Genomic DNA, 25,189 nt, shown 5'->3' on the forward strand with positions numbered 1-25,189 from the left:
GTGGCGGTGAGGGTGTGGTCGTGGGTGTCCCAGGTGCGGACGGTGCCGTCGTTGCCGGCGCTGGCCAGGGTCTGGCCGTCGGGGGCGAAGGCCACCGCGCGCACCGAGCCGGTGTGCCCGGTCAAGGTGGCCGACAGGCGCTGGGCGGTGACGTCCCAGAGCCGGACCGTCAGATCGTCGCTCCCGGAGGCGAGGGTCCGCCCGTCGTGGCTGAAGGCGACCGTGTTCACGAAGTCGGTGTGGCCGGTCAGCACGCCGACCTGCCGCCGGGTTCGGACGTCCCAGAAGCGCACGGTGCGATCCTCGCCGGCCGAGGCGAGCAACTGTCCGTCCGGGCTGAACGCCACGGCGAAGACGGAGTCCTGATGGCCGGTCAGGACGGCGACCTGGGCGTGTGCGGCGAGGTCCCACAGTCGGATGGTCTGATCGGCTCCCGCCGAGGCGAGCAACCGGCCGTCCGGACTGAAGGCGATGCCGAAGACCGAGCCGCTGTGGCCGTCCAGCGTGCCGACCAGGGTGTGGCGCGCGACATCCCAGAGCCGCACGGTATGTGCGGCGTCGGCGGCCGCGACGGTGCGCCCGTCGGTGCTGAAGGCGGTCTGCCAGATCTCGGTGAACGGGTGCACGGTGAGCGCGGACGCCCCCAACTGCCAGAGCGCGGCGGTCTGGTCGAATCCGGCGGCGGCGATCACCGCGCCGTCCGGGCTGACGGCGACGCCCTGAACGTAGTCGGTGTGGCCGCAGAGGGTGGCGATGATCCGGCGGGTGGCCAGGTCCCAGAGCCGCACGGTGCCGTCGCCGCTCGCGCTCACCAGGGTGGCGCCGCCGTCGGTGTAGACCACGCCGTTCACGTCGTCGCTGTGTCCGGTGAGGGTGGTGATCAGGCTGTGGCTGGTGGTGTCCCAGAGTCGGACGGTGCGGTCGGCGGAGCCGGAGGCCAGGGCGTGCCCGTCCGGGCTGAAGGCCACGCCGAGGACCTCGTCGCTGTGTCCAGTGAGGATGGCGGTGAGGGTGTGGCCGGTGGTGTCCCAGAGGCGGATGGTGTGATCTGCGGCGGCCGAGGCGACCAGCCGGCCGTCCGGGCTGTAGGCGACGCCGAGGACCTCGTCGGTGTGTCCGGTGAGGGTGGCGGTGAGGGTGTGGCTGGTGGTGTCCCAGAGCCGGACGTTGCGGTCGGCCCCGCCGGAGACCAGGGTCCGGCCGTCCGGGCTGAACGCCACCGAGCGGACCCCGCCGCCGTTGCCGAAGAGGGTGACCGGCAGCCGGCGGCCCGCCATGTCCCACAGGCGGACCGTGCCGTCGGCACTGCCGGAGGCCAGGGTCTGGCCGTCGGGACTGAACGCGACCGTGCGCACCGACCCGCCGTGTCCGGTGAGCGTGGTGTCGAGCTGGCGGCTCGTCACCTGCCACACCTTCAGCGTGCCGTCCGCACTGGCCGTGGCGAGCCGGGTCGAGTCCGGACTGAAGGCGACGGCGTTGATCGGCCCGGTGTGTCCGAAGAGCCGACCGGCGAAGGCCTGGGACTGGCTGCTGAGCAGCGCGCTGCGGGCCTCCGTGGTGGGGGCGGTGCGGAAGGCCTCGTCGGCCAGCAGCATCGAGGCCTCCGGTCTGCCGGCCGCCAGCGCGGCCGATTCGGCGGCCAGCGCCTTGGAGAGCGCGGTCCGGCGCCCGGCGAACGCCTCGGCCCGCTGCCGGTAGGCGACGCCACCCGCGGTGACGGCCAGCACCAGCAGCACCGCGAGGGTGACCAGCAACTGCCGCCGGCGGCGGGTCTGGCGTCGCACGGTCCGCTCGCGCGCCGCTTCCTGGTCGTGCCCGGTGGTCAGGAAAGCGGCCTCGCCCGGGCTCAGTTCGGCGCGTCGGCGCGGATCGCGCAGGTACTCGTAGGCGGCGGCGAGCTTGGTCCCCCGATAGAGCAGGGCCGGGTCGTGGCCCTCGCGCTCCCATTCGGCGGCGGCCTCGGCCAGTTGCTGACGGACCAGCAGACCGGCCCGGTCCGCGTGCAGCCAGCCGCGCAGCCGGGGCCAGGCCCGGATCAGGGCCTCGTGGGTGATCAGCACGGTCTCGCTGTCGACGGTCAGCAACCGGGCCTGCACGAACGCATCGAGAACGGGGCCGACCTGGTCGCCGGCGCTGGACCCGCTGGTCGAGCCACTGGCGAGGGCCGCAGCGGCGCCGGGACTGGGGACGGGGGCGGCGGCAGGGGTGCGGAGTTGGTCGAGCGGAACCGGGTGGCGGGTGGCCTCGCTGTCCTCGGCGACGTGGACCAGGCGGAGCAGCAGTTGACGGGCCGTCTGGCGGCCCTCGCCGGTCAGGCCGGCGAAGAGGTTCTCGGCGGTCGCGGCGATCGCGCCCTGGATGCCGCCGGTGCGCAGGTAGCCCGCGACGGTCAGGGTGCGCCCCTCGCGCTGCTGCCAGGTGGCGAGGAGCGCGTGCGAGAGCAGCGGCAGGACGCCGGCCAGCCCGGCCTGGAGCGGTGCGGCGATCGCGGTGGCCGGGTCCTCCGGCGAGCCGGCCGGGTGCGGGATGCCCGCGAGGCCGAGGTCGCGGAGCAGGACCTCGACCAGGCCGGGTTCCAGCAGCAGATCGGCCTCCGCAGCCGGACCGGTGATCGCCTGGTGCAGCTCGGCGGCGGTCATCGGGCCGAGGGCGAGTACGCCGCGGGTGAAGACGGGGACCAGCTCGGGGTGTTCGAGGCAGCGGCCGCAGAAGTCGGCGCGGACGCCGAGCACCACCAGCGTGGGGGAGGGCCCCGGATCGGCGGCGAGCTCGCAGAGGGCCTGGATGAACGCGCGCCGCTCGGCGGGATCCGGGCAGAGGGTGAACACCTCCTCGAACTGGTCCACCACCAGCACCAGGCCGCTGCCGCCGCCGTCGCCGGTCGGCCGGGGGACAAGGGCCTCGGCGTGGGGACTGTCGGCGGTGGGTGGCTCGGCTTCCAGGGCCCGGCGGAGCGCGGTCAGCGGCCGGCCGGTGGGTGTACAGACCACCACCCGCTGGGGCCCGGGGCGAGTGGTGGGCAGCGCGCCGCGGCGCAGCGCCGGCAGCAGACCGGCCCGCAGCAGGGAGGACTTGCCGGCGCCCGACGGCGCGACCAGGGCGAGCGGGCCGTGGCCGGCGCGCTCGGCCAGGCGATCGAGCAGGGCGGTCAGCGCGCTCTCGCGGCCGGCGAACCAGCGGGCGTCCTGCGGACCGAAGGCGGCCAGGCCGGGATAGGGGCAGGGCAGCGTAGGCGCACGGTCCGTCGCGGCGGGCGCGGGCAGGCCGCCGGGCGCGCGTTCGGGCGCCGGCTCGGGGTCGGCGAGCCGGACCAGAGCGCCGTCGGCGTCCAGCAGCTGGTCGCAGCGGCGGGCCAGGTCCGGGCCGGCCGGCTTGCTGCCGTTCTCGATCTTGCTGAGATAGCCCTTGCTGTAGTGCAGGAGTCGGGACAGCGCACTGAGCGAGAGCCCACGCGCGGTCCGCAGCCGGCGCAGCTCCGCGCCGAACTCCTGGGGCGAGGTGGTGGCGGAGCGGACGGGCGGGTCCGTCGGTGGATGCCGATCCATCTGTCACTCCACTGACGGCCTGTCGGATCTGTCGGATCTGTCAACGAAAGGTTACCGGCTGTGATGAGCGCCTCGGACCACCGTCGGCCGCTATGTTGTACTGCGCAACCAGTATCGGAGAGGTCGGCGCGGGAGATTCCGGCGCGGGAGAAGAGAGACGAGCGTGTCGGGTCGGGACGAATCGATCGAGACCATCCAGCGCGAGCTGACCGCCTTCGCGCGCCGCGCCCGGCACAAGGCCTCGCAGCTGCATCCGGGGTTGTCGCTGGTGACCTACAGCATTCTCGACCTGATGAACGAGCGCGGCGGCTGCCGGGCGGCGGACGTGGCGGCGTACTTCCTGCTCGACAAGTCGACGGTGAGCCGGCAGGTGGGCGCACTGGAGAAGCTGGGGCTGCTGAGTCGCGAGGTGGACCCGGAGGATCAGCGCGGTCAGATCCTGCGCCCGAGCGAGCAGGGCCTGGCGCTGCTGCGGGAGGCGTACGAGATGCGGCGGCAGTCGTTCACCGAGCGGTTCACCGACTGGACGGACGACGATGTCGCGCGGCTGGCGGGCTACCTGGTCCGCTACGGCGCCGCGGACTGATCCGACCCGCGGCGTGAAAAGCCGACCGGCCGGTCGTCAGGTGCGAGGACCTGTCGACCGGCCGGCCGGTTCAGCTACGGCTGCAGCTGTGGCTGCTGATCACGGGGTGATCAGTACGCCTGGTGGACCTGCCAGAAGGCCCAGGCCTGGTTCGGGCTGCCGTAGGTGGTGTCCATGTACTGCAGCGCCCACTTGATCTGGGTGGCGGGGTTGGTCGCCCAGTCGGCACCGGCGGCGGCCATCTTGTTGCCGGGCAGCGCCTGCGGCAGACCGTAGGCACCGGAGCTCGGGTTGGTGGCGCTGACGTTCCAGCCGCTCTCGTGGGTGATGATCTGGTCGAACGAGGCCAGCTGGTCGGCCGGGACGATGGAGGCGGCCAGCGCCTGCAGCGAGCTCGGGCTGCTGACGTTCACGGCGACGGGCGCGGCAGCCGGGGCGGCGACGACCGCGGCAGCGGCCTTCGGCGCGGCGGCCGGCGCGGCCGGAGCCGGGGCCTGGGTGGCGGCCGGGGCCTGGGCCGGGGCGGTCTGGGCAGCGCCCAGCGCCAGGTGCTGGCCGGGGTAGAGCACGTCCGGACCGTGGGTCAGGGTGGACTTGTTCAGCTCGTACAGCTTCTGCCAGCCGCCCTGCACGTTGTGGCTGGTGGCGATCTTGGACAGCCAGTCGCCGCTCTGCACGGTGTAGCCGGCGGGCGCGGCCGGAGCGGCGGCGGGGGCCGGGGCGGCCTGCGGGGCGGCAGCCGGAGCGGCGGCGGCCTGCGGGGCGGCGGCCTGGTGGGCGGTGTAGCCGTAACCCTGCTCGGCGGTGTGGTGGTGGCCGTAGCCGGCCTGGTGGAGCGGCGCCGCGCTGGCGCCGGTCGCGGCGATCAGCGGCAGACCGGCGCCGACACCGGCGAGGACGGTGACGGCGATGGCGCGCTTGAGGGCGGCGCGGTTGGGCAGGCTGGAGCGACCGTTGACGGACAGCATGAAAAGCGTTTCCTCTCCCACGCCTGCGAGGTGAGCTGTCGGATTCGGGCTGGAGTTGCCCGGCCGCGCAGTTGCGCGGCTTCACCCCAAGCCCCGCCCGGAGAATCCGGGTGAGGCGACTTACCTTTGGGTCCCCCGCCCCTGCCGTGGTGCTGTGTATGCACGTGCCCACTCCGTCCGGCGGCAGGATTCGGCGTTCCGGGGAGCGGGGTTCGTGTGAAGACGAACGAGATGCACCGTAATCAGGTCGAAGGTCCTATCACAAGCCAATGTGAGGTGTCTCATGTTCGACCTGGGAGAGAGTCAGAAAAACGTCAAGCATCCAGCGGAGGATTCCTCGCGTGATTCCCCTCACAATGGGCGTTGTTATCTCCGCGTGATTTGAGATTCCGTCAGCCCGCGTGCCAGCCCTGCGGGTCGACCCCGCCCGGCACGGCCGCGGCCGGGTCGTACGGGGTGCGGGTCAGCACGAAGGTGCCCAGGTCGAGGTGGCTCACCGAGCCGTCGGCGGCGAGCACCACGCGCAGCGACTCGCCCGCGTCGTAGCCGTCCAGGCCGGTCCAGGAACCGTCGGGCTCGGGACGGAAGCGGGCGCGGCGGGCGCCGGTGGCGAGCCAGCTGAGCTCCAGGGTGCGGTCGGCCCGCAGCTGCAGGGCCAGCGCGGTGGGCCCCCAGTACCAGGGGCCGGTCAGCGCCAGCAGCTCGGGATCGGCGTCGGTGAACGGGCGCCACGGTTCGGGGAACCGGGGCTCGCGCTCGGCCACGATCGCGAGCAACTCGCCGGCCACCGGCCAGAACGAGGGACTCGACGTCGCATTGGTCAGTGTGACGACGGCCACGTCGTCCGCCGGGCTCACCCAGAGGCCGGCCAGGAACCCCGGCATCGAGCCGCCGTGGCCGATCAGTAGGCGTCCGTCCTGGCGCAGCAGCTGCAGGCCGAGCCCGTAGCTCGAGCTCCAGTCGCCCTCCGGCGCGGCGGCGGGCCGGCGCATCTCGGCGAGGGTGTCGCGGGAGAGCACCTTGCCGGTGCCGCCCGGGGTGGCGCCGGCAAGGAAGGCGGCCCAGCGGGCGAGGTCGGCGGCGGTCGACCAGAGCTGGCCGGCCGGCGCCATCAGGCCGGTGTCGGTGAGCGGCTCGGGCAGCATCACGTCCGCCCACGGGTGCACCGCGAACCCGCCGGCGTGCGGGGCCTGGGGCAGCAGGGTGGTGCGGGTCATGCCGAGCGGCTCCAGCACCTCCTGGCGCAGCGCGTCGATCCAGGGCATCCGGCGGATCTTGGCCACCAGCGCCCCGAGCAGCGCGAAGCCGGGGTTGGAGTAGTGGAAGCGCTCCCCGCCGGAGTGCCGGAACGGCTGGTCCTCCAGCAGGTGCCCCAGCTCGGGGCGTAGCTCGCCGGAGGTGCGCTCCCACCAGGGGCCGGGCGTCTCGGCGGCCAGGCCGGCCGTGTGGCTGAGCAGTTGGCGAATCGTGGCGCCGCCCGCGGCGGTGTCGGGCAGGTGCTGCTCCAGCGGGTCGGCCAGGTCGATCAGACCCTCGTCCCGCAGGCGCATGACCAGGACGGCCGTGAAGGTCTTGGAGATGGAGCCGATCCGGTACTGGACGTTCTCGTCCGGCGCGTGGCCCTCGATCATGCTGCGGGCGTCGGTCCACACCAGCCGCCCGTCGCGGACCACCGCGCCGACCAGGGAGGGTGTGCGGCCCTCGGCCTGTCCGACGGCGAGGCGGTGTCGCAGCGCCCGCACGGTCTCCGGCAGCAGGTCGGGCACCGGCAGGGCGGGGGGTGACAGTTCGTCGGCTCGCTGCTCGTTGTACGGCAACTCGGCAGCCGGGTCGGTCATCTGATCTCGCATTCGCAAGGCGGCCGGGGGTGTCGGCGCGGGGATCGGATCGCTCGACCTTACCCGGGCCCACCAGGCGTGGCCCGGCATTAAATCGGAGCGGCGAACCGCGTCCGCGCCCCGCACCCGCCGCCGTACCGGTTCGCGTCTGCGCCCGCACCCGCCGCCGTACCGATTCGAACGCGACCGCTATGCTGCACCGGGCCGCCCACGAACGGGCGTGGAGCAAGGGGGAGACGGTGCAGCAGTCCGAGCACGGAAGCTATCTGACGGATCTTCATACCGACCGGCCGCACCCCGCGCGGATCTACGACTACTGGCTCGGCGGCAAGGACAACTTCGCGCCCGACCGGCAGGCGGCCGAGCACGCGATCAGCGCGTCGGCGGACATCCCGGCAGCCGCCCGGGAGAACCGCGCCTTCCTGCGCCGGGCGGTCCAGCTGGCCGCGCAGGCGGGGGTCCGGCAGTTCGTCGACATCGGTGCCGGCCTGCCCTCGCCCGGCAACGTCCACCAGGTGGCACAGTCGATCGACCCGGACGCCCGGGTGGCGTACGTGGACAACGACCCGATCGTGCTCACCCACGGCCGCGCGCTGCTGGCGGACAACCGCACCACCACGGTGCTGACCGGGGACGTGCGGGAGCTGGACGAGCTCTTCGAGCGTCCGGAGCTGGCCGCGCTGATCGATCTGGGGCAGCCGGTGGCCGTGCTGCTGCTGGCGGTGCTGCACTTCGTCACGGACGAGGAGGCACGCGAGGCGGTTCGGCGGGTGCGCGAGCGAGTGGCGCCCGGCAGCTATCTGCTGCTCTCGCACAGCACCCACGAGGGCAATCCCGAGCGGGCCGCGGAGGTGGCCAAGACCTGGGACAAGACCACCTCGGGCATCCGGCTGCGGACCCGCACACAGGTGGCCGACCTGTTCGACGGCTGGGAACTGCTGGAGCCCGGAGTGGACTTCGTGCCGCTCTGGCGCGCGGAGGGTCCGACGGAGGCCAGTACCCGGTGGATGTACGCGGGGGTCGGGCGCAAGAGCTGAGCTGACCTCCCGGCCGCGCCGGCGGCGGGATCCTTGACGTCCACTGCCGTCTACGCTGGTCAGCGCGGATCGAGCGGAAGGACGGCAGCGTGTCGCACGACGAGCGGGAACTGGCTCGAACGCAGCGCGAGCACTGGCAGCGCACCTACGACCAGAACCCCGGCATGTACGGAGCCGCGCCTTCCGAGCCCGCGGTGCACGCGGCCGCCGCCTTCCGGGCGGCCGGCGCCCGCGAGGTGCTGGAACTCGGCGCCGGGCACGGCCGTGACGCGCTCTACTTCGCGCGCGAGGGGTTCTCGGTGCTCGCCACCGACTTCAGCCCGGTGGGCCTGGCCCAACTGCGCGCGGCGGCCGAGGCCCGGCAGGTGGCCGGGCGGGTCACCACGGCGGTGCACGACGTGCGCCAGCCGTTGCCGCCGGCAGCCGCTTCGGTGGACGCGGTCTTCGCGCACATGCTGCTCTGCATGGCGCTCTCCACCGAGGAGATCCACGCCCTGGTCGCCGAGGTGCGGCGGGTGCTGCGCCCGGGCGGCGTCTTCGTCTACACGGTGCGGCACACCGGCGACGCCCACTACGGAGCGGGCATCGGCCATGGCGACGACACTTGGGAGCACGGCGGTTTCGCCGTCCACTTCTTCTCCCGTGAGCTGGTCGAGGCGCTCGGCGCGGGGTGGCGGTCGGTCGACGTCCACCCGTTCGAGGAGGGCGAACTGCCGCGCCGCCTCTGGCGGATCACGCAGGTACTGCCGGGCTGACCAGGGCAGCGGTCGCTTCATGCGTCTGCGGCGTAGCTGTCGGGGCGCGGGTGAACCCCCGTAGGCTCTGCGGCATGAGACGCAGGACGAAGCCCGCCCCCGCTCCGCTGCCGCAGCGCGACGGGGTGGATCCGGTCCGGGTCCGGCTGCCCGAGCAGGGTCCCTGGCCGACGGTGGCCGACTACCTGGCCCACCGGCTGCCGGACGGGGTGGCCGAGCGGCTGGCACAGATGCTGCGCGCCGGGGAGATCGTCGGCGCGCACGGCCCGGTCGACCACGGCACGCCGTTCGAGCCCGGCGCGAGCGTCTGGTTCCACCGCGACCTGCCCGAGGAGGTCCCGGTGCCGTTCGAGCTCGAGGTGGTGCACCGGGACGAGCACCTGGTGGTGGTCGACAAGCCGCACTTCCTGGCGACCACCCCGCGCGGCAGCCACGTGGTGCAGACCGCGCTCTCCCGGCTGCGGCGCGACCTGGAGCTGCCCGAGCTGATTCCCGCGCACCGGCTGGACCGGCTGACCGCCGGGCTGGTGATGTTCGTGGCGACGGCGCACACGCGCGGCGCGTACCAGACCATGTTCCGGGACCGGTTGGTGACCAAGGAGTACGAGGCCGTGGCGCGCTACGACGCCGGGTTGGCGCTGCCCCGGGTGGTGCGCAGCCGGATCGTGAAGGAGCGCGGCGTGATCGCCGCCCGCGAGGTGCCCGGGCCGGTGAACGCGGAGAGCCGGATCGAGCTGATCGAGCGGCGCGGCGAGCTGGCCCGCTACCGCCTCACCCCGCTGACCGGTCGCACCCACCAGCTGCGGCTTCACATGAGCGGCCTGGGCATCCCGATCCTCGGCGACCCGGTCTACCCGCGGGTGCTGCCCGAGGCGGCGCCGGACGACTTCGGCACGCCCCTGCAACTGCTGGCCGCCGGCCTGGCGTTCACCGATCCGGTCAGCGGGCAGCCGGTGCGGCTGCGCTCGCGCCGGGCGCTGGCGGCCTGGGCGGCGGCAGCATGAGCGGCGGCGGGATGACCGGGGGCGAGGCACCCGCTGCCGACCTGGCCGCGCTGCGGGAACTGCTGCTCGGCCGGCCGGCGATGGCGCGCGAACTGCCCGGGTTCGTTCCCGAGGCGGCGCCGGCCGGGCCGGGTGAGCTGTTCGTGAGCTGGTTGCTCGACGCGCTGCGGGTGGAGTCGCCGGACGCCCAGGTGGTCACGCTGAGCACGGTCGGGCTCGACGGCGCACCGGACGCGCGGATCGTGGTGCTGCGTGATGTGGACCCCGAGCTCGGGGTGTGGTGGTTCGCCGGGGACGCCCGCAGCCCCAAGGGCCGCCAGCTGGCGGCCGAGCCGCGGGCCGCGCTCACCTGGTACTGGCCGGCGCTGGGGCGGCAGGTGCGGGTGCGGGGAGAGGTGACCCCCGGCGACGCGGCGGCGGCCGGTGAGGTGTTCCGGCTGCTGAGCCCGAAGTCGCGGGCGGCCGCGCTGGTGGGGCGGCAGAGCGAGCGGCTGGGCACGGCGCAGGAGTTCTGGGCGGCCTGGGGTGCGGCCGAACGGGAGCTGGCGGCGGAGCCGGGCCTGGTGGCGCAGGGCTACACGCAGTACGGAGTGCGGGCGCGGGAGGTCGAGTTCTGGCAGGGCGCGGCGGACCGACGGCACCTGCGGCTGGTCTACCGGCGCGGCTCGCGGGACGACGGCTGGCGGCGCGAGCTGCTCTGGCCGTAACCCGCGCCGGCCGTGAGTCCGGGCGCGGCCGGAAGTTGTCCGAACCCTCGCTACTCTTCGGTAAGTTGACTGATTAGGCTGTCTCCTGACGTTCAGTGTCTGCCGAGGGAGTCATCGTGGTCCATGCGGTCAAGCACAGCCATGTCGAGGTCAACGGCGTCCGCCTGCACATCGCCGAGCAGGGCGAGGGCCCGCTGGTCCTGCTGCTGCACGGCTTCCCGGAGAGCTGGTACTCCTGGCGGCACCAGTTCGCGCCGCTCGCCGAGGCCGGCTACCGCGTGGTGGCGCCCGACCAGCGCGGCTACGCGCGCAGCGAGCGGCCGAGCGCGGTGGACGCCTACACGCTGCCGCACCTGGTCGGCGACGTGGTGGGCCTGATCCGGGAGCTGGGCGCCGAGCAGGCGGTGGTGGTGGGCCATGACTGGGGCGCGCCGGTGGCCTGGATCACCGCGATGCTCCGGCCCGACCTGGTGAGCGCGGTCGCCGGGTTGAGCGTGCCGCCGCGGCTGCCCGCAGGCCTGGTGCCGGTGGAGCTGAGCCGGCGCCGCTACGGGGACGGCTTCTACCAGCACTACTTCCAGCAGCCCGGGGTGGCCGACGCCGAGATGGCGCGGGACCTGCCGACCACCTTCCGCCGGACGCTGTACGGCGCGTCGGGCGACAACCCGAGCCAGCCCGCCCCGTGGATCGTCCCGGACGGCCAGACGCTGCTGGACTCGCTGCCCGAGCCGAAGGAACTGCCGCACTGGCTGACCGAGGAGGACATCGCCGCCTTCGCCGCGGACTACGCCCCGCACGGCGAGCACGCGTTCACCGGGCCGCTGAACTGGTACCGCAACATCGACCGCAACCAGGAGTTGCTGTCGGCCTTCCAGGGCCTGGGCATCACCGTGCCCGCCCTGTACGTGGGCGGCGACCGTGACCTGGTGAGTGCGATGTACGGGGTGGACAAGCTGGTGGCGAGCCTGCCGAGCATCGCGCCGAAGCTGTTCCGCAGCGTGATCCTGCCGGGCTGCGGGCACTGGACGCAGCAGGAGCGCCCGACGGAGGTCAACGCCGAGCTGCTGGCCTTCCTGGATCACTTGCGGCTGTAGTCAGCAGGTGGGTACACGTGGTCGACGTGGAGCGCTGGGAATACAGTCGGCTGCGGCACCATCTCATGGAGCGCCCCACCGGGTGCCTCCACCGAACGTCGCACCGAAGGACCGGAACGAGAATCATGAGCAGCAACCACTACGACGTCGTAGTCCTGGGAGCCGGCCCCGGCGGTTACACCGCGGCCGTCCGCTCGGCCCAGCTCGGACTGAAGACCGCGGTGATCGAGGAGAAGTACTGGGGCGGTGTCTGCCTCAACGTCGGCTGCATCCCCTCCAAGGCGCTGCTGCGCAACGCCGAGCTGGCCACCATCTTCACCCGGGAGGCCAAGACCTTCGGCATCAAGGTCGAGGGCCAGGTCACCTTCGACTACCGCGAGGCGTTCCTGCGCAGCCGCAAGGTGGCCGACGGCCGGGTCGCCGGCATCCACTACCTGATGAAGAAGAACGCCATCGACGAGTTCGACGGCCGCGGCACCTTCATCGACGACCACACCTTGCAGGTCGCGCTGACCGCGGGCGGCTTCGCCACCGTCACCTTCGACCACGTGATCATCGCGGCCGGTGCCACCACCCGCCTGCTGCCCGGCACCTCGCTGAGCGAGCGGGTGGTGACCTACGAGGAGCAGATCCTCACCGACGCGCTGCCGGAGAGCATCATCATCGCCGGTGCCGGCGCGATCGGCGTCGAGTTCGCCTACGTGCTGAACAGCTACGGCGTCAAGGTGACCATCGTCGAGTTCCTGGACCGGATGGTCCCGCTGGAGGACGCCGACATCTCGGCCGAGCTGGCCAAGCAGTACAAGAAGCTCGGCATCCAGGTCCTCACCTCGACCCGGGTCGACTCGATCGACGACAGTGACCCGAACGCCAAGGTCAGGGTCACGGTCACCCGGGGTGGGCAGCAGGAGGTGCTGGAGGCCGACAAGGTGCTCCAGGCGATCGGGTTCGCGCCCCGGGTGCAGGGCTACGGCCTGGAGGCCACCGGCGTCGCGCTGACCGAGCGCGGCGCGATCGCGGTGGACGGGCGCGGCCGCACCAACGTGCCGCACATCTTCGCGATCGGTGACGTCACCGCCCAGCTGATGCTGGCGCACGCCGCCGAGACCATGGCCGTGATCGCCGCCGAGACCATCGGCGGCGTCGAGACCATGGAGGTGGACTTCGTGATGATCCCGCGTGCCACCTACTGCCAGCCGCAGGTGGCCAGCTTCGGCTGGACCGAGGCGCAGGCCCGCGAGCAGGGATACGACGTCAAGGTCGCCAAGTTCCCGTTCACCGCGAACGGCAAGGCGCACGGCCTGGGCCACCCGATCGGGTTCGTGAAGATCATCAGCGACGCCAAGTACGGCGAGCTGCTGGGCGCCCACCTGATCGGCCCCGAGGTCACCGAGCTGCTGCCGGAGCTGACCCTGGCCCAGCAGTGGGACCTGACGGTGCATGAGGTGGCCCGCAACGTGCACGCCCACCCGACCCTGGGCGAGGCGGTCAAGGAGGCCATCCACGGCCTGGCCGGGCACATGATCAACTTCTGACCTGCCCGACTGGCCGACCAGAGGCCCGCGGGGACGCCCGCGCGGGCCTCTGCGTGCTGCGTGCTGCGTGCTGCGGCAGCGGCGAGGTCAGCCGATCGCGTGCGAGAGCAGCGGGCCGTCGCCGTTGCCCTGGGTGGTCTCGCCCACGTTGCAGATCTGGTGCTGCTGCTGGTTGGCGATCGGCACGTCGACCTGGACCGGGACCAGCACGCCGACCTGCACGTGGTGCACCTCGGGCAGGCAGAGGTTCAGGTTGTCGGCGGCGTGGTACGACGGGCTGTGGTTGCCCATGGTGCCGGTGGCGTTGGTGCCGCCGTTGCCGGAGACCGAGGTCGCCGAGCCGTCCGCGTCGCCGATCGCCATCGCGGGCGCGGCCAGCGTGGCCAGCGAAGCGACGGCGATCCCGGTGCCCGCCAGAACCTTCTTGAGCATGAGTCATATCCTCTCGACAATGACCGGCGCGGGCGGTGCTGAGCGGACCGCGCGCCGGTGTCCGAACGTTGGTCGCGACGTGGCGTTCAACGCCCGGGTCCGGGAGAGGACACTGGCAGGCCGGCGGACTCACCCGTCCGGAGCGGTCGGCGGCTGACCTGGGCGGGAGCGGCGCTGTCCGGCTGGGCCCGGCGCGGGTCTGTCAGGTGCGCGGCGCGGTCGGCCAGTGCCGGCGGCCCAGGCTGATCAGGCGCAGCTGGTCACGGGCCAGCGCCGCGATCCGGCGCTCGGCGGCGCGTGCGGCGGCGGGGGGCGCGTCGGGCGCCTCCAGGAACGCGGCGGCCGTGGCCACCAGGTGCTCCACGTAGAGGCCGGCGAGCATCCGCAGGTCCTCGGCGCTCCAGCCGGCGCTCTGCGGCTGGGTGCCGAGCGCGGCGGCGGTCTCCGCCGTGAAGGTGGCCAGCTCGGCCGCGATCGCCTCGCGCACCCGCCGTACCCCGCCGTGCCGTTCACGGGTCAGGAACCGGATGTGGGCCCGGTGCTCGCGCACGTGCCGGGCGATCACCGCGATCGCGCCGTCGATCAGCTCCTCGGCATCGCCCTGTTCGGCCAGGATCTTCCGGATCATCAGATGCAGGCTCTGCAGCGACTCGGTGACCAGCACCACGCCGAGTTCGTCCAGATCGCGGAAGTGCCGGTAGAAGCCGGCCGGGGAGAGCCCGGCCGCCCGGGTCACCTCCCGGACGCCGAGGCCGCTCAGGTTCTGGTGTTCGAGCAGCCGCAGGCCCGCGTCCAGCAGGGCGCGGCGGCTCTGCTCCTTCTGGGCGGCTCTGACTCCGACGATGTGACTCACATCATTCAGTAAACAACTGTTTGCCGACTTCCGCCAGCGTAGAGTGGGGATGTCGGCGAACACTTGTTAGCTCAAGCTCGACTGGGCGCGGTGTCCGCCGGCGGTGCCCGGGGCTTCCTGCCAGTTGAAGGGTCCGACCATGATCTTCCTCTTTGCCGCACTCGCCGTCGCCGGTGTCCTGCTGGGCGCCGCCGCGCACACCACGTTGGCGCACTTCCTGATCGCCGCCGCGGCCATCGGCACCTGGCTGCTGGTCTTCGGGGCCCGCGAAGGCCTCGCCCGGCTGCGCCAGCGCTGACGCACCGTCAGGCGACGGAGGCCGCTCTCCGCTCCGTCACCACCCGTTCAATCACCACCCGTTCAATCACGACTCGTTCTGTCACCACTCGTTCTGTCATCCGAAAGGGGAATCCGATGGAAACTCGGACGCTGACCAGTGAGGCGGACGGGATGGCCGTCGCCTCGTTCGTCGTCGGCCTGATCGGCCTGCTGCTCTTCAACGTGGTCTTCGGGCCGCTGGCCCTGGTGCTCGGCTCGCTCGCGCTGGTGCGCGGCACGGCCCGGCGTGGCCGCGCGCTGCTCGGCCTCGCGCTCGGCGCGGGCGACCTGATCGTGCTCGCGGTGACGCTGGCCGGCAGCCACGGATCGATCTGGCAGATCGGCTGACGCTCCGTCAGTCAGCTTGCCCGGCACCGCTCATGACCGTGCCCGGACGCCCCCTCCGCAGGGCGCCCGGGCACGGTGCTGTTCAGACGTTCACAGCGGCAGGAGGTCGGGCCGCTTGGCCGCCACGTGGTCGCCAGAGGACTCGCCGCGCAGCCGCCGGCCGACCCAGGGCAGCAGGTAGTCCTTCGCCCACTGCAGGTTCTCCCGGCGCTGCTCGGCGGCGGTGTGCGACTGCTCGGCGGGCCACGGCGCGGCCGGGTCCTCCTCGGTGGTCAGGCCGAGCGCCCGGGCGGTGAGCAGTGCGACGCGCTGGTGCCCCTCGGGGGAGAGGTGCAGGCGGTCCTCGCTCCACGCCTGACGGTTCTGCAGCGTGCGCAGCGACCAGAGGTCGGCCACCGCGCAGTCGTTGCGGTCCGCGATCGCCCGCAGGTGCCCGTTGTACGTCGCGATCTTGCCGCGCAGGTGCTTGAGCACCGGCATGCTCCGGGTGTCGAAGCCGGTGCTGATCAGCACCGTCCGCGCCGATTCGCGCAGTTGCGAGACGGCCGCCTCGAAGCGCTCGGCCACCTCGTCCGGGTCGCTGCCCGGACGCAGGATGTCGTTGCCGCCGGCGCAGAAGGTCACCAGGTCCGGCTGGATCCGCCGGACCTGGGGGACCTGTTCGGTGACGACCTGGTCGAGCAGCCGTCCGCGCACCGCGAGGTTGGCGTAGCGGAACTCGCCCGCCGGTCGCCGGTCGGCCAGCAGCTCGGCCAGGCGATCGGCCCAGCCGGCGAAACCGCCGTCCGGGCGGGGGTCGTTCAGGCCCTCGGTGAAACTGTCGCCGAGGGCCGCGTAGGAGCTGATGGGGTCAAGGGTCTCCAGATGGTCAGCCATGGGCAGAATAGTTCACTGTCTCAAGTGACCTACGCCACCGTAGGTGTGGGGTGGCGGAGCGTGACGTTGACCACCCGGGCGGCGGGAATACCTGGGCCGATGGTGTGCGGAGGTTCGCGCCGGGGCGAGGAGGCGGGATGAACGGGGTGAGACTGCGTCAGGTGCGCGGGGCCGGGCGGCCCCGCGCGGCGGGTCAGGCGCGGACCTCGACGCCGCGCCAGAAGGCGACCCGGTCGCGGACCTGTTCGGCCTCGGCGCTGGGATCGGCGTAGTACCAGACCGCGTCCTCGTTGCGCTCGCCGTCCACCACCAGCGTGTAGTAGTTCGCGGTGCCCTTCCACGGGCAGCTGCTGGTGGTCGCCGAGTCGGCCAGGAACTCGGCCCGGACGGCGCTCAGCGGGAAGTAGTGGTTCTGCTCGACGACCACGGTGTCGTCGCTCTCGGCGATCACCTGGCCGTTCCAGTACGCGGTGGGCATCGGGCGGTTCCTCTTCTCTTCGCTCATCGGGTCATCGCTGCGCGGGTGTTGCCGTGCTGGTGCTGCCGTGCCCGTGCTGCTGGGCGGCGATGGCTCCAGCCTACGTCCGCCCGGCTGCGGGGCGGCCGGTTACGGGTGATCACTCGGACGGGATCGGCCTGCAGCCGGACGCCGCAGCGCCGACGCGGCCCGCTGGGTGAAGGGCCCTGGCGATTGTGTGACGGGCGGTTACCGGTGGCGCGGAGCGGTGAGACTGCTCTCGGGCCGTTCGTTGACGATCGGAAGAGGTGTCCGCCATGACGCTGACCATGCTGCTGCTGACCGTTCCGCCGCTGCTGGCCCTGCTGCTCAGCCTGACCGACCCGGCTCGCCGCGACGCCGGCCGAGCGCGCGCCCGGGCGACCGGGTCGGCCCTCGGCCTCACCCGTCGTGGCCGCGGGCCGCGACGGGTGAGCCGCAAGCGGGGGCGCCACGCGGCGCCGGTGGGGCGACGGGCGCAGGCGTCGCTCAGCCGGGCCGTGTGACGCCAGAGCTGATGCGAGGGCCTGTACGGCGGATCAAGCAGGATGAGCCAGCAGCGAGGTGACGCAGAGGCTGGCCTCGGCCGCCGAGCCGATGAACGGCAGCCGCAGCCGGCGCAGCGAGTAGTGGTAGGCCTCGCGCTCCCGGGGGTCGGCGAAGTGCCGCTGGTGGCGCGGGGTCGAGTCGGGTCGGGTGACGGTGAGGCGGTGGGCCGCCAGGCAGCGGGCCAGCGACTCCGTGGGCTGGCCGTAGAGCGGCCAGCCCAGCACCACCGGCGGTGTGCTCTGCAGGGCCAGGACCCGGTCCAGGGTGGCGGTGCCGAGGTAGCTGAACGCCCCGGTGGCCAGCACCAGATCGGCTCCGGCCAGCGCGACCCGGTCGGCCGTGGTGGGGTCCTCGTGCTCCAGGTCGGTGTTGACGACGGCGTCGAGCAGGCCGGTGGCGAGGGCGTACTCGGTCGCGGGGCGCGAGACGTCCAGCCCGACGACGGTGAGTTCGGTGTCCCGCGGCCTGGCCCGCAGGAACGCGCTGTCGCGGGCGACGGCCTGGTGGGTGCCGTCACCGTCGGCGTCCACCGGGTCGAGCCGTCCGGCAGCTGACCGCTCGGCGACTGACCGTTCGGCGGCCGGAGCGAGGTGCGAAGCGGCCCACCCGGGCGGCGTGGCCGACGCCGGATAGCGCCTGGCGAAGGTCGCGAAGTCCACCCCGAACTTGAGCAGTGCGCTGTTGATGCCGTAGCCGCAGGCCAGATCGATGATCTTGAGCCGCTGCCGGCCGGTGCGGCGGCGCAGCCGGGCGATCGTCTCCGGGAGCAGCCCGCGCGCGAAGTCCGGGGTCCGATAGCGCAGCGGCGCCAGCCGATGGAAGTAGCCGCGCGGCAGCGGCTGCTGGTAGATCGACTCGAAGGAGTGCTTGGTGAAGGAGTGCTTGGCGAACGACTGCGACGACTGCTTGGCGAAGGTGCCCACGCGGCCTCCTGGATCGGGCGCCCGTAGCCGGAGCGGCTCGGGGCGGGACCTGATGGCCCGTCAAGCTTGACATGGCCAGGGCGGCCTCGGTCATCGCCGCTCCGGCGATGGCCGTAACTCGGCCGGAACTGGCCCGGAACTTCGGTGAAACCTGGGGGCGGCGGACATCAAGGATTCATCAGAGCGAGTGAACGGGCTTGCCCGGCGCGATCGGGTTGGCTTGAATGAACGTCATGAACAGGCCGATCCGCCACCACGACCGACCGCCGCATCCGCGCGCGGGTCGGCCCGGCGCGCCTGTTCGCGCCGCTCGGTAGTGCTGCCTCCCCGTAGCTGAGCCTGGTCGCGCGGCGGGTGGGTCGATACCGGCTCACCCGCGCTCTCTGCTCTCCGGCTGTGCCGGCGGCCCGACCGCGTCCTCGTGATCGCTCAGCGGCCCACGCGCACACCGTGAGCACCGCTTCACCCCCGCTCCACGGCTGCGACTCGCGCTGCCGATCCGCCTCGGGTCGGCCTGTCGCGATCGGCCGAGCGGCGTCTTCGCCACGCGCTCCGGCGCGTTTCCCCGCACGCCCGGCCCCCGCGGCGCGGTCTCACCGCGTCTCGGCACCCCGGGTTGTGCCCAGCACCCTTTGGATGGGTCATGTCCGCAGTCCTGAACAACCAGTCCGTCCTCGCCGGTCGCACCGCCCTGGTCACCGGAGCCTCCTCCGGCATCGGCTGGGAGAGCGCCCGACTGCTCGCCGAGCAGGGCGCGACCGTGCTGCTGCACGCGCGCACCGTCGAGGACGGCGAGCGGGCCGTCGACCGGCTGGTCCACGAGGCAGGCCTGCCGAGCGAGCAACTCCGCAGCTACGCGGCCGACTTCACCAGCCTGGCCGAGGTCGCCGGGCTGGCCGAGGCGGTGTCCACCGCCGTTCCGGCGCTCGACCTGCTGATCAACAACGCCGCCGTGATGGCGCCCGAGCGCTGCACCCTCTCCGCGGACGGCAACGAGGTCTCGTTCCAGGTGAACTTCCTGGCCGCGCACCTGCTCGCCAAGCTGCTGCGAGCCCCGCTGACCGCCGCCGGGCAGGCCCGGATCGTCAACGTCTCCTCCTCGCTGCACCGCACCGCCTCGATGAACTGGAACGACCCGAACCGGACCAAGAAGTACTCCCGGGTCGCCGCCTACGCCCAGTCCCAGCTGGCCCTGACGATGGCCACCGGCGACATGGCCCCGGCGGACTCCGGCATCACCGCCGTCAGCGTCAACCCGGGCCTGTGCGACACCGCGCTGCTCCCGCTCTACGGCCGGGTCGGCGCGCCCGCCGCCGAGGGCGCGGCGGCTGTGGTCCGGCTCTGCCTGCCGGACTTCCGCCTCACGCCGGGCGCCTACTACGACGGCGGCGACATCGCGGCCACCGCCGCGGCCGCCCAGGAGGAGCGCTCGCAGCGCCGGCTGGCCAAGCTCACCGACCTGCTGGTCACCCGCGCCTGAACCGCGGGCCCGGTAACCACCTGAGCAGTATCCAGACAAGAGGAAGCCCCGACCAGAGAAAGCACGGCGCACACCATGTCCAAGCGAGCGAGGAAGAAGCGGGCCCGGCGCAAGAAGAAGGCCAACCACGGCCGCAAGGCCAACCAGTAGCCCGCCCCTGGGCCGCCCGGCGCCGAGTGCCACCGGCGCCGGGCTCCGGCATGCCCGCAGGGTGTCGGAGGGCACCTCGTCGTCGGCGGCGACGGCAGATCTTGACGCGGCGGTAACACCCCCGGCGCCGGTGGGCTAGGCTCATCGGCTGGTGCGCCGGGAAGTCTGGTCGGCAACAGGAGACAGCTCTGATCTCCGCGCGGTTTCGCCGTGCGGCGTCCCGTGTTGCCAGGAGGCCTTCGTGCTCGCCAGCAGTCCCACCCCCATGCCCTCCGCCACGGACCGGCCGCGGGTTCGGGTGGCGCGCTGATGCGCGGCAGGGTGTTCCGGTCGGCGGACTGGCGGCGCGAGCGGCTGCGGACCAACCTGTGGCTGGTCCCGGCGATCCAGGCGCTGCTGGCCGTGCTGCTCTTCGCGGCCACCACCGCGCTGGACCGGGCCGCCTACGACGGGCGGTTCAAGCTGGCCACCTGGGTGCTGAGTGGCACGGCCGACGGCGCCCGGCAGATCCTCACCACGATCGCGGCGGCCATCATCACCGTGGTCGGCCTGGTCTTCTCGATCACCATCGTGGCGCTCACCCTGGCCTCCACCCAGTTCGGCCCCCGGATGCTGCGCAACTTCATCCGGGACCGGGGCACCCAGCTGGCGCTCGGCGCGTTCGTCGCCACCTTCTGCTACAGCGTGCTGGTGCTGGTGGTGATCAGCCCCGGGCCGCACGGCGACTTCGTCCCGCACCTGTCGATCACCATCGCGCTCGGCCTGACCGGGCTCGATCTCGCGGTGCTGATCTACTTCATCAACCACATCGCCACCATGATCCAACTGCCGCAGGTGATCGCCGCCATCGCCGCCGACCTGGCCCGCGCGATAGAGGCCCAGGGCGGCGAGGACCAGCCGGCTCCCGTGCGCGGCGACTGCGGCCTCGACCGGGAGCGGCTGCTCGCCCTGGTCACCTCCCGCGGCGCGGCGATCCCGACCGCGGCCAGCGGCTACCTGCAGTACATCAGCCACCAGCACCTGCTGCGGATCGCCACCGAGGCCGACGTGGTGATCCACCTGCCGCACCGGCCGGGGCACTTCCTGGTCCAGGGCCACCCGCTGATGGTGGTCTGGCCGGCCGAGCACGCCGAGCGGGTGGCCCGCGAGCTGCGCCGCGGCCAGATCACCGGCCCCTACCGCACGCTCACCCAGGACATCTCGTTCGGCGTCGACCAGCTGGTGGAGATCGCCATCCGGGCCCTGTCGCCCGCCGTCAACGACACCTTCACCGCTCTGACCTGCATCGACTGGCTCAGCGACTGCCTGTGCCGGATCGACCAGAGCTGGCACCCGCAGCGCGTGCACCGCGACCGCAGCGGCCGGATCCGGCTGATCGCCTACCAGGCGGACTACGACCGGCTGGTCCAGCGCGCCTTCGAGAAGATCCGCCAGTGCTCCGGCGCGATGCCGGCCGTGATGATCCGTCAACTGGACGCGCTGAGCAAGGTGATGGAGCAGACCGCGCGGCCCGAGCGGCGTGCGGTGCTGCTGGAGCAGGGCGCGATGATCTGGCGGCTCTGCGAGGCGACGGTGCCCGAGCCGGCGGACCGGGCGGACGTGCAACGGCGGTACGAGGCACTGCGCGTGGCGGCCGGGCCGGTCGATCAGAGTGACAACACGGCCAGGGTGAGGGCGGTCAGGACGATGGCCGCACCAGCGCCCAGGAAGCCGTACTCGACGGCGCGCCGCTCCCGCCCCTGGACCAGCACCAGGCGAGGGTCCGCCGGGTCGTAGCGGACCGGCACCTCGGGGCCGCCGCGCAGCTCGACGGGGGAGAAGACCTCCATCACCAGCCCCTCCCGGGTGGCGAACTGCAGCAGTGGACGGCCCTCGGGCCGGCGCTTGACCAGGGCCGTGGCCGCTATCCCGGTCTGCCGCAGTCGCCGGTTCTGGGCCAGCCCGGCGGCCCCGGCGAGGTAGGCGAGCACGCCGCCGAACAGCAGGTTGAACGCGAGCAGTGCGAACACGGCCACCATCCCCTCGGGCCGACGCTGACGACTCCCTCCACGGTAGCGCCGCGCACCGCGCCTCGACAGGGCGTGGCGCGCGGCGCTCGGCCGCCCGGCTCGGCGGGGTCAGGTCGGGCATCGACCACGGCGCCGCGCGGCTGGAGCGCCAGCTGACGCTGTACCTCCCGTCCCGCGTGCCGGGGTGCGTTAGCGGGGGTCGGCACGGCAGGCTAAGGACTGTTCACCGTCATCACGCCTCCTCGACCGTGTCACCGTTCCGGACCAGCGACTGGAGTCACCTGAATGAGCGTGCAGAAGTCAGCCGACATCGGCGTCACCGGCCTGGCCGTCATGGGCCGCAACCTGGCGCGGAACTTCGCCCGGCACGGCCACCGGGTCGCGCTGCACAACCGCAGCACCGCGCGCACCACCGCGTTGATGGCCGAGTTCGGCCACGAGGGTGCGTTCGTCCCGAACGAGACGATGGAGCAGTTCGTCGCCGCGCTGGTACGCCCCCGACGGATCGTCATCATGGTCAAGGCCGGTGAGCCCACCGACGCGGTGATCGACGAGCTGGTCCCGCTGCTCGAACCGGGCGACATCGTGGTGGACGGCGGCAACGCGCACTTCCTGGACACCCGGCGGCGCGAGGCCGCGCTGCGCGAGCACGGTCTGCACTTCGTCGGCACCGGCATCTCCGGCGGCGAGGAGGGCGCGCTGGAGGGCCCGAGCATCATGCCCGGCGGCACCGCCGAGGCCTACAAGTCGCTCGGACCGCTGCTGGAGTCGATCTCCGCCAAGGTGGACGGGCAGCCCTGCTGCACCCACGTCGGCCCCGACGGCGCCGGACACTTCGTCAAGATGGTGCACAACGGCATCGAATACGCCGACATGCAGCTGATCGCCGAGGCCTACGACCTGCTGCGGCACGGCGGTGGCCGCCAGCCCGCCGAGATCGCCAAGATCTTCCGGTCCTGGAACGGGGGCCGCCTGGAGTCCTACCTGGTCGAGATCACCGCCGAGGTGCTCGGCCACACCGACGCCGCCACCGGGCAGCCGTTCGTCGACATCGTCCAGGACCGGGCCGAGCAGAAGGGCACCGGGCGCTGGACCGTGCAGACCGCGCTCGAACTCGGCGTGCCGGTCAGCGGCATCGCCGAGGCCGTCTTCGCCCGCTCGCTCTCCGGCAGCACGGCGCTGCGCGAGGCGGCCCGCGACCTGCCGGGGCCGACCGAGACCTGGCTGGACAGCGCGGCGGCCGACACCTTCGCGGCCGACGTGGAGAAGGCGCTGTACGCCTCGAAGATCGTCGCCTACGCGCAGGGCTTCAACCAGATCCAGGCCGGCAGCGCCGAATACGGCTGGCAGATCGCCCCCGGCGCGATGGCCTCGATCTGGCGCGGCGGCTGCATCATCCGGGCCCGGTTCCTGAACCGGATCACGGCCGCCTACCAGGCGGATCCGCAGCTGCCCACGCTGCTCGCCGACGAGTACTTCAGGGAGGCGCTCGGCGACGCCCAGGCGGCCTGGCGCCGGGTGGTCTCGACCGCGGCCCAACTCGGCGTGCCAGTACCCGGGTTCGCCACCGCGCTGGCCTACTACGACTCGCTGCGGGCCGGCCGGCTGCCGGCCGCGCTGATCCAGGGCCAGCGCGACTTCTTCGGCGCGCACACCTACCGTCGCACCGACCGGGAGGGCGTCTTCCACACGCTCTGGGCCGGGGACCGCAGCGAGCAGGAGCACTGACCGACCGTGACCACCGAGCACGACACCGCGGGGGCGGCCCAGACCGGGCCGGCCCCGCGGCCGCAAGCCGTCCGAGACCCGCTGACCGAAGCCGCGCTCTTCCTGGTGCTCACGGTGCGCCCCGGCGGCGAGCCGGCCGTCCGCGAGCTGCTGCCCGAACTGGCGCCGCTGCGCCGCTCGGTGGGCTTCCGGCGACCGCAGGCGCGGCTGAGCTGCGTGGCCGGGATCGGCTCTCAGCTCTGGGACCGCCTCTTCGCCGGCCCCCGCCCCGCCGAACTGCACCCCTTCCGCGAGCTGCGCGGTCCCGCGCACACCGCCCCCGCCACCCCCGGCGACCTGCTGCTGCATCTGCGCGCCGAGCACCAGGACGCCTGCTTCGAGCTGGCCGGGCAGCTGCTGGAGCGGCTCGCGGGCGCCGCCGACGTGGTGGACGAGGTGGCCGGCTTCGGCTACTTCGACCGGCGCGACCTGCTCGGTTTCGTCGACGGCACCGAGAACCCGGAGGGCACCGAGGCCGACGCCGCCGCGCTGATCGGCGCGGCGGATCCCGCGTTCGCGGGCGGCAGTTACGTCATCGTCCAGAAGTACCTGCACGACCTGACGGCCTGGCAGGCGCTGCCGGTCGAGCAGCAGGAGTGCGCGGTGGGCCGCACCAAGCTCGCCGACGTCGAACTGCCCGCCGCCGAGCAGCCGGCCGACTCGCACGTGGCGCTCACCAGTCTGGACCCGGCCCCGGACGGTACCGAGCGGCAGATCCTGCGGCTGAACATGCCGTTCGGCTCGTACGCGAGCGGTGAGTTCGGCACCTACTTCATCGGCTACTGCCGCACGCCCGCGGTGACCGAGGAGATGCTGGAGAACATGTTCCTCGGGCGGCCGCCGGCGACCCATGACCGGCTGCTCGACTTCTCCACCGCGGTGACCGGGGGGTTGTTCTTCGTCCCGGCCGCCGACCTGCTGGACGACCCGCCCGCGCCCGCGCCGGCCGCTGGCGTGACCGACAGCGTCAGCACCGACAGCGTCAGCACCGGCAGTGTCAGCACCGGCAGCTTCAAGACCGACAGCTTCAAGACCGGCAGTCTCGAGATCGGCAGCCTGAAGAGGAGTACCACCCCATGAACAACCTGCACCGCGAGCTGGCCCCGGTCTCCGCCGAGGCCTGGGCGGAGATCGAGGAGGAGGCCCGGCGCACCTTCACCCTGCACCTGGCCGGGCGCCGGGTGGTCGACCTGGCCGGACCGGCCGGTCCCGGGCTGGCGGCGGTCGGCAACGGCCACCGGAGCGAGATCGCCGCGCTGGTGCCGGGGACCGAGGCGTACGCGCGCCAGTCGCGCCCGGTGGTCGAGCTGCGGGCGCCGTTCACCCTGAGCCGGGAGGCCGTCGACGCCGTGGAGCGCGGCGCCAAGGACTCCGACTGGCAGCCGGTCAAGGACGCCGCCCGCACCATCGCGCTGGCCGAGGACACCGCGATCTTCGACGGCTGGTCGGCCGCCGGCATCACCGGGGTGCGCGCCGGTTCGCAGAACCCGTCGCTCTCGCTGCCCGCCGAGGTGGTCGACTACCCGGACGCGGTCAGCCGGGCGCTCAGCACGCTGCGGCTGGCCGGCGTGGACGGCCCCTACTCGCTGCTGCTCGGCGCCGACGCCTACACGGCGGTGAACGAGACCTCCAACCACGGCTACCCGGTGCGCCAGCACCTGGCCCGGGTGGTCACCGGCGAGATCATCTGGGCGCCGGCGCTGAAGGGCGCGGTGGTGCTCTCCACCCGAGGCGGTGACTTCGAGCTGTACCTGGGCCAGGACCTCTCGATCGGCTACCTCGGCCACGACGCCGACTCGGTGCGGCTCTACCTGCAGGAGTCGCTGACCTTCGCGCTCTACTCGCCGGAGGCCGCGGTCACCTTCACCGACCTGCCCGCCGGTTTCGCCGCCGCGTCCAAGGGCTGACGGGCAGCTTGC

Annotated in this window: 23 protein-coding genes, 1 pseudogene and 1 riboswitch; of the genes and pseudogenes, 15 read left to right on the forward strand and 9 right to left on the reverse strand. The window is 72.8% G+C overall.

All coding sequences use genetic code 11. The annotated features are described in order from the left end of the window. Positions 1 to 3,545, reverse strand: a 3,545-nt coding sequence (locus P3T41_RS29365) for a helix-turn-helix domain-containing protein (RefSeq protein ID WP_280693579.1), incomplete at its 3' end; no start/stop codon positions are given. Between the two features lie 163 nt (positions 3,546 to 3,708). On the opposite strand from P3T41_RS29365, the gene P3T41_RS29370 reads away from it, so the two are divergent. Next, on the forward strand, positions 3,709 to 4,131 hold the full coding sequence (locus P3T41_RS29370; protein WP_280693580.1) for a MarR family transcriptional regulator: 423 nt from the start codon (positions 3,709 to 3,711) through the stop codon (positions 4,129 to 4,131). 110 nt (positions 4,132 to 4,241) lie between these two features. Here the strand turns inward: P3T41_RS29370 and P3T41_RS29375 are convergent, their stop codons facing one another. Continuing rightward, entirely contained in the window at positions 4,242 to 5,099 is an 858-nt protein-coding gene (locus P3T41_RS29375) for a LysM peptidoglycan-binding domain-containing protein (protein WP_280693581.1), read from the reverse strand. A gap of 7 nt (positions 5,100 to 5,106) precedes the next feature. Then, a riboswitch (cyclic di-AMP (ydaO/yuaA leader) is annotated at positions 5,107 to 5,266 on the reverse strand. 225 nt (positions 5,267 to 5,491) lie between these two features. Next, positions 5,492 to 6,937 (reverse strand): serine hydrolase domain-containing protein, encoded by a 1,446-nt coding sequence (locus tag P3T41_RS29380; protein ID WP_280693582.1) that lies wholly within the window; start codon positions 6,935 to 6,937, stop codon positions 5,492 to 5,494. Positions 6,938 to 7,176: 239 nt separating this feature from the next. Here P3T41_RS29380 and P3T41_RS29385 point away from each other — a divergent pair, with 239 nt between their 5' ends. The 6 genes from P3T41_RS29385 (at position 7,177) to lpdA (ending at position 13,069) form a co-directional block, all read left to right on the forward strand. Beyond that, entirely contained in the window at positions 7,177 to 7,974 is a 798-nt protein-coding gene (locus P3T41_RS29385) for an SAM-dependent methyltransferase (protein WP_280693583.1), read from the forward strand. Positions 7,975 to 8,063: 89 nt separating this feature from the next. After that, positions 8,064 to 8,729 carry a class I SAM-dependent methyltransferase gene (locus P3T41_RS29390; RefSeq protein WP_280693584.1) on the forward strand — a complete coding sequence of 222 codons (666 nt, stop codon included), beginning with the start codon at positions 8,064 to 8,066 and terminating at the stop codon, positions 8,727 to 8,729. Between the two features lie 74 nt (positions 8,730 to 8,803). Next, a complete protein-coding gene (locus P3T41_RS29395) occupies positions 8,804 to 9,733 on the forward strand; it encodes a pseudouridine synthase (protein ID WP_280693585.1) in 930 nt (309 codons plus the stop codon). Positions 9,734 to 9,744: 11 nt separating this feature from the next. Continuing rightward, entirely contained in the window at positions 9,745 to 10,440 is a 696-nt protein-coding gene (locus tag P3T41_RS29400) for a pyridoxamine 5'-phosphate oxidase family protein (protein WP_280693586.1), read from the forward strand. A gap of 116 nt (positions 10,441 to 10,556) precedes the next feature. Further along, entirely contained in the window at positions 10,557 to 11,534 is a 978-nt protein-coding gene (locus P3T41_RS29405) for an alpha/beta hydrolase (RefSeq protein WP_280693587.1), read from the forward strand. Between the two features lie 125 nt (positions 11,535 to 11,659). Further along, the gene (gene lpdA, locus P3T41_RS29410; protein ID WP_280693588.1) at positions 11,660 to 13,069 is read left to right on the forward strand and encodes a dihydrolipoyl dehydrogenase; all 1,410 of its coding nucleotides are present in this window, start codon (positions 11,660 to 11,662) and stop codon (positions 13,067 to 13,069) included. An 87-nt stretch (positions 13,070 to 13,156) separates the two neighbouring features. Here the strand turns inward: lpdA and P3T41_RS29415 are convergent, their stop codons facing one another. Both P3T41_RS29415 and P3T41_RS29420 read right to left on the reverse strand, forming a co-directional pair. After that, positions 13,157 to 13,501 (reverse strand): rodlet layer protein, encoded by a 345-nt coding sequence (locus P3T41_RS29415; protein WP_280693589.1) that lies wholly within the window; start codon positions 13,499 to 13,501, stop codon positions 13,157 to 13,159. Positions 13,502 to 13,703: 202 nt separating this feature from the next. Beyond that, the gene (locus P3T41_RS29420) at positions 13,704 to 14,354 is read right to left on the reverse strand and encodes a TetR family transcriptional regulator (RefSeq protein WP_280693590.1); all 651 of its coding nucleotides are present in this window, start codon (positions 14,352 to 14,354) and stop codon (positions 13,704 to 13,706) included. Positions 14,355 to 14,493: 139 nt separating this feature from the next. Here P3T41_RS29420 and P3T41_RS29425 point away from each other — a divergent pair, with 139 nt between their 5' ends. Both P3T41_RS29425 and P3T41_RS29430 read left to right on the forward strand, forming a co-directional pair. After that, on the forward strand, positions 14,494 to 14,652 hold the full coding sequence (locus P3T41_RS29425) for a hypothetical protein (RefSeq protein WP_280693591.1): 159 nt from the start codon (positions 14,494 to 14,496) through the stop codon (positions 14,650 to 14,652). Positions 14,653 to 14,768: 116 nt separating this feature from the next. Continuing rightward, a complete protein-coding gene (locus tag P3T41_RS29430; protein WP_280693592.1) occupies positions 14,769 to 15,020 on the forward strand; it encodes a DUF4190 domain-containing protein in 252 nt (83 codons plus the stop codon). A 90-nt stretch (positions 15,021 to 15,110) separates the two neighbouring features. Here the strand turns inward: P3T41_RS29430 and P3T41_RS29435 are convergent, their stop codons facing one another. Together P3T41_RS29435 and P3T41_RS29440 are read right to left on the reverse strand one after the other, a co-directional pair. Then, positions 15,111 to 15,896, reverse strand: a complete 786-nt coding sequence (locus P3T41_RS29435) for an SGNH/GDSL hydrolase family protein (protein ID WP_280693593.1) — start codon at positions 15,894 to 15,896, stop codon at positions 15,111 to 15,113. A 193-nt stretch (positions 15,897 to 16,089) separates the two neighbouring features. Further along, on the reverse strand, positions 16,090 to 16,374 hold the full coding sequence (locus tag P3T41_RS29440; protein ID WP_280693594.1) for a DUF427 domain-containing protein: 285 nt from the start codon (positions 16,372 to 16,374) through the stop codon (positions 16,090 to 16,092). 296 nt (positions 16,375 to 16,670) lie between these two features. On the opposite strand from P3T41_RS29440, the gene P3T41_RS29445 reads away from it, so the two are divergent. Then, positions 16,671 to 16,898 carry a hypothetical protein gene (locus tag P3T41_RS29445; RefSeq protein WP_280693595.1) on the forward strand — a complete coding sequence of 76 codons (228 nt, stop codon included), beginning with the start codon at positions 16,671 to 16,673 and terminating at the stop codon, positions 16,896 to 16,898. A gap of 33 nt (positions 16,899 to 16,931) precedes the next feature. On the opposite strand, the gene P3T41_RS29450 is transcribed toward P3T41_RS29445, so the two are convergent. Continuing rightward, positions 16,932 to 17,864: a hypothetical protein gene (locus tag P3T41_RS29450; RefSeq protein ID WP_280693596.1), complete on the reverse strand. Its 933-nt coding sequence runs from the start codon at positions 17,862 to 17,864 to the stop codon at positions 16,932 to 16,934. Positions 17,865 to 18,507: 643 nt separating this feature from the next. Between P3T41_RS29450 and P3T41_RS29455 the strand changes: the two genes are divergently transcribed. Further along, the gene (locus P3T41_RS29455) at positions 18,508 to 19,344 is read left to right on the forward strand and encodes an SDR family NAD(P)-dependent oxidoreductase (protein WP_280693597.1); all 837 of its coding nucleotides are present in this window, start codon (positions 18,508 to 18,510) and stop codon (positions 19,342 to 19,344) included. A 459-nt stretch (positions 19,345 to 19,803) separates the two neighbouring features. After that, a pseudogene (locus P3T41_RS29460) lies at positions 19,804 to 20,967 on the forward strand (DUF2254 domain-containing protein); the annotation flags it as partial. Between the two features lie 173 nt (positions 20,968 to 21,140). Here P3T41_RS29460 and P3T41_RS29465 read toward each other — a convergent pair. Further along, positions 21,141 to 21,503, reverse strand: a complete 363-nt coding sequence (locus P3T41_RS29465) for a DUF3592 domain-containing protein (protein ID WP_280693598.1) — start codon at positions 21,501 to 21,503, stop codon at positions 21,141 to 21,143. 291 nt (positions 21,504 to 21,794) lie between these two features. On the opposite strand from P3T41_RS29465, the gene gndA reads away from it, so the two are divergent. From gndA to P3T41_RS29480, 3 genes are read left to right on the forward strand one after another with little or no spacing between them, the layout of a single operon-like run. Continuing rightward, positions 21,795 to 23,231, forward strand: a complete 1,437-nt coding sequence (gene gndA, locus P3T41_RS29470) for an NADP-dependent phosphogluconate dehydrogenase (protein ID WP_280693688.1) — start codon at positions 21,795 to 21,797, stop codon at positions 23,229 to 23,231. Positions 23,232 to 23,237: 6 nt separating this feature from the next. Beyond that, positions 23,238 to 24,350, forward strand: a complete 1,113-nt coding sequence (locus tag P3T41_RS29475) for a Dyp-type peroxidase (protein WP_280693599.1) — start codon at positions 23,238 to 23,240, stop codon at positions 24,348 to 24,350. Beyond that, on the forward strand, positions 24,347 to 25,177 hold the full coding sequence (locus tag P3T41_RS29480; protein WP_280693600.1) for a family 1 encapsulin nanocompartment shell protein: 831 nt from the start codon (positions 24,347 to 24,349) through the stop codon (positions 25,175 to 25,177). Before P3T41_RS29475 ends, P3T41_RS29480 begins: the two co-directional genes overlap by 4 nt. Positions 25,178 to 25,189 lie beyond the last annotated feature (12 nt).

Origin of the sequence: Kitasatospora sp. GAS204B (assembly GCF_029892155.1) — a bacterium.
GTDB lineage: Bacteria > Actinomycetota > Actinomycetes > Streptomycetales > Streptomycetaceae > Kitasatospora.

Excerpts from the sequence above, each read along its gene's own strand:
- P3T41_RS29430 (WP_280693592.1), top strand. The coding sequence starts at position 14,769 with ATGGAAACTCGGACGCTGACCAGTGAGGCGGACGGGATGGCCGTCGCC.
- P3T41_RS29480 (WP_280693600.1), top strand. The coding sequence starts at position 24,347 with ATGAACAACCTGCACCGCGAGCTGGCCCCGGTCTCCGCCGAGGCCTGG.
- P3T41_RS29395 (WP_280693585.1), top strand. The coding sequence starts at position 8,804 with ATGAGACGCAGGACGAAGCCCGCCCCCGCTCCGCTGCCGCAGCGCGAC.
- P3T41_RS29415 (WP_280693589.1), bottom strand. The coding sequence starts at position 13,501 with ATGCTCAAGAAGGTTCTGGCGGGCACCGGGATCGCCGTCGCTTCGCTG.
- P3T41_RS29400 (WP_280693586.1), top strand. The coding sequence starts at position 9,745 with ATGACCGGGGGCGAGGCACCCGCTGCCGACCTGGCCGCGCTGCGGGAA.
- P3T41_RS29445 (WP_280693595.1), top strand. The coding sequence starts at position 16,671 with ATGACGCTGACCATGCTGCTGCTGACCGTTCCGCCGCTGCTGGCCCTG.
- P3T41_RS29425 (WP_280693591.1), top strand. The coding sequence starts at position 14,494 with ATGATCTTCCTCTTTGCCGCACTCGCCGTCGCCGGTGTCCTGCTGGGC.
- lpdA (WP_280693588.1), top strand. The coding sequence starts at position 11,660 with ATGAGCAGCAACCACTACGACGTCGTAGTCCTGGGAGCCGGCCCCGGC.
- P3T41_RS29375 (WP_280693581.1), bottom strand. The coding sequence starts at position 5,099 with ATGCTGTCCGTCAACGGTCGCTCCAGCCTGCCCAACCGCGCCGCCCTC.
- P3T41_RS29435 (WP_280693593.1), bottom strand. The coding sequence starts at position 15,896 with ATGGCTGACCATCTGGAGACCCTTGACCCCATCAGCTCCTACGCGGCC.
- P3T41_RS29380 (WP_280693582.1), bottom strand. The coding sequence starts at position 6,937 with ATGACCGACCCGGCTGCCGAGTTGCCGTACAACGAGCAGCGAGCCGAC.
- P3T41_RS29440 (WP_280693594.1), bottom strand. The coding sequence starts at position 16,374 with ATGCCCACCGCGTACTGGAACGGCCAGGTGATCGCCGAGAGCGACGAC.
- P3T41_RS29455 (WP_280693597.1), top strand. The coding sequence starts at position 18,508 with ATGTCCGCAGTCCTGAACAACCAGTCCGTCCTCGCCGGTCGCACCGCC.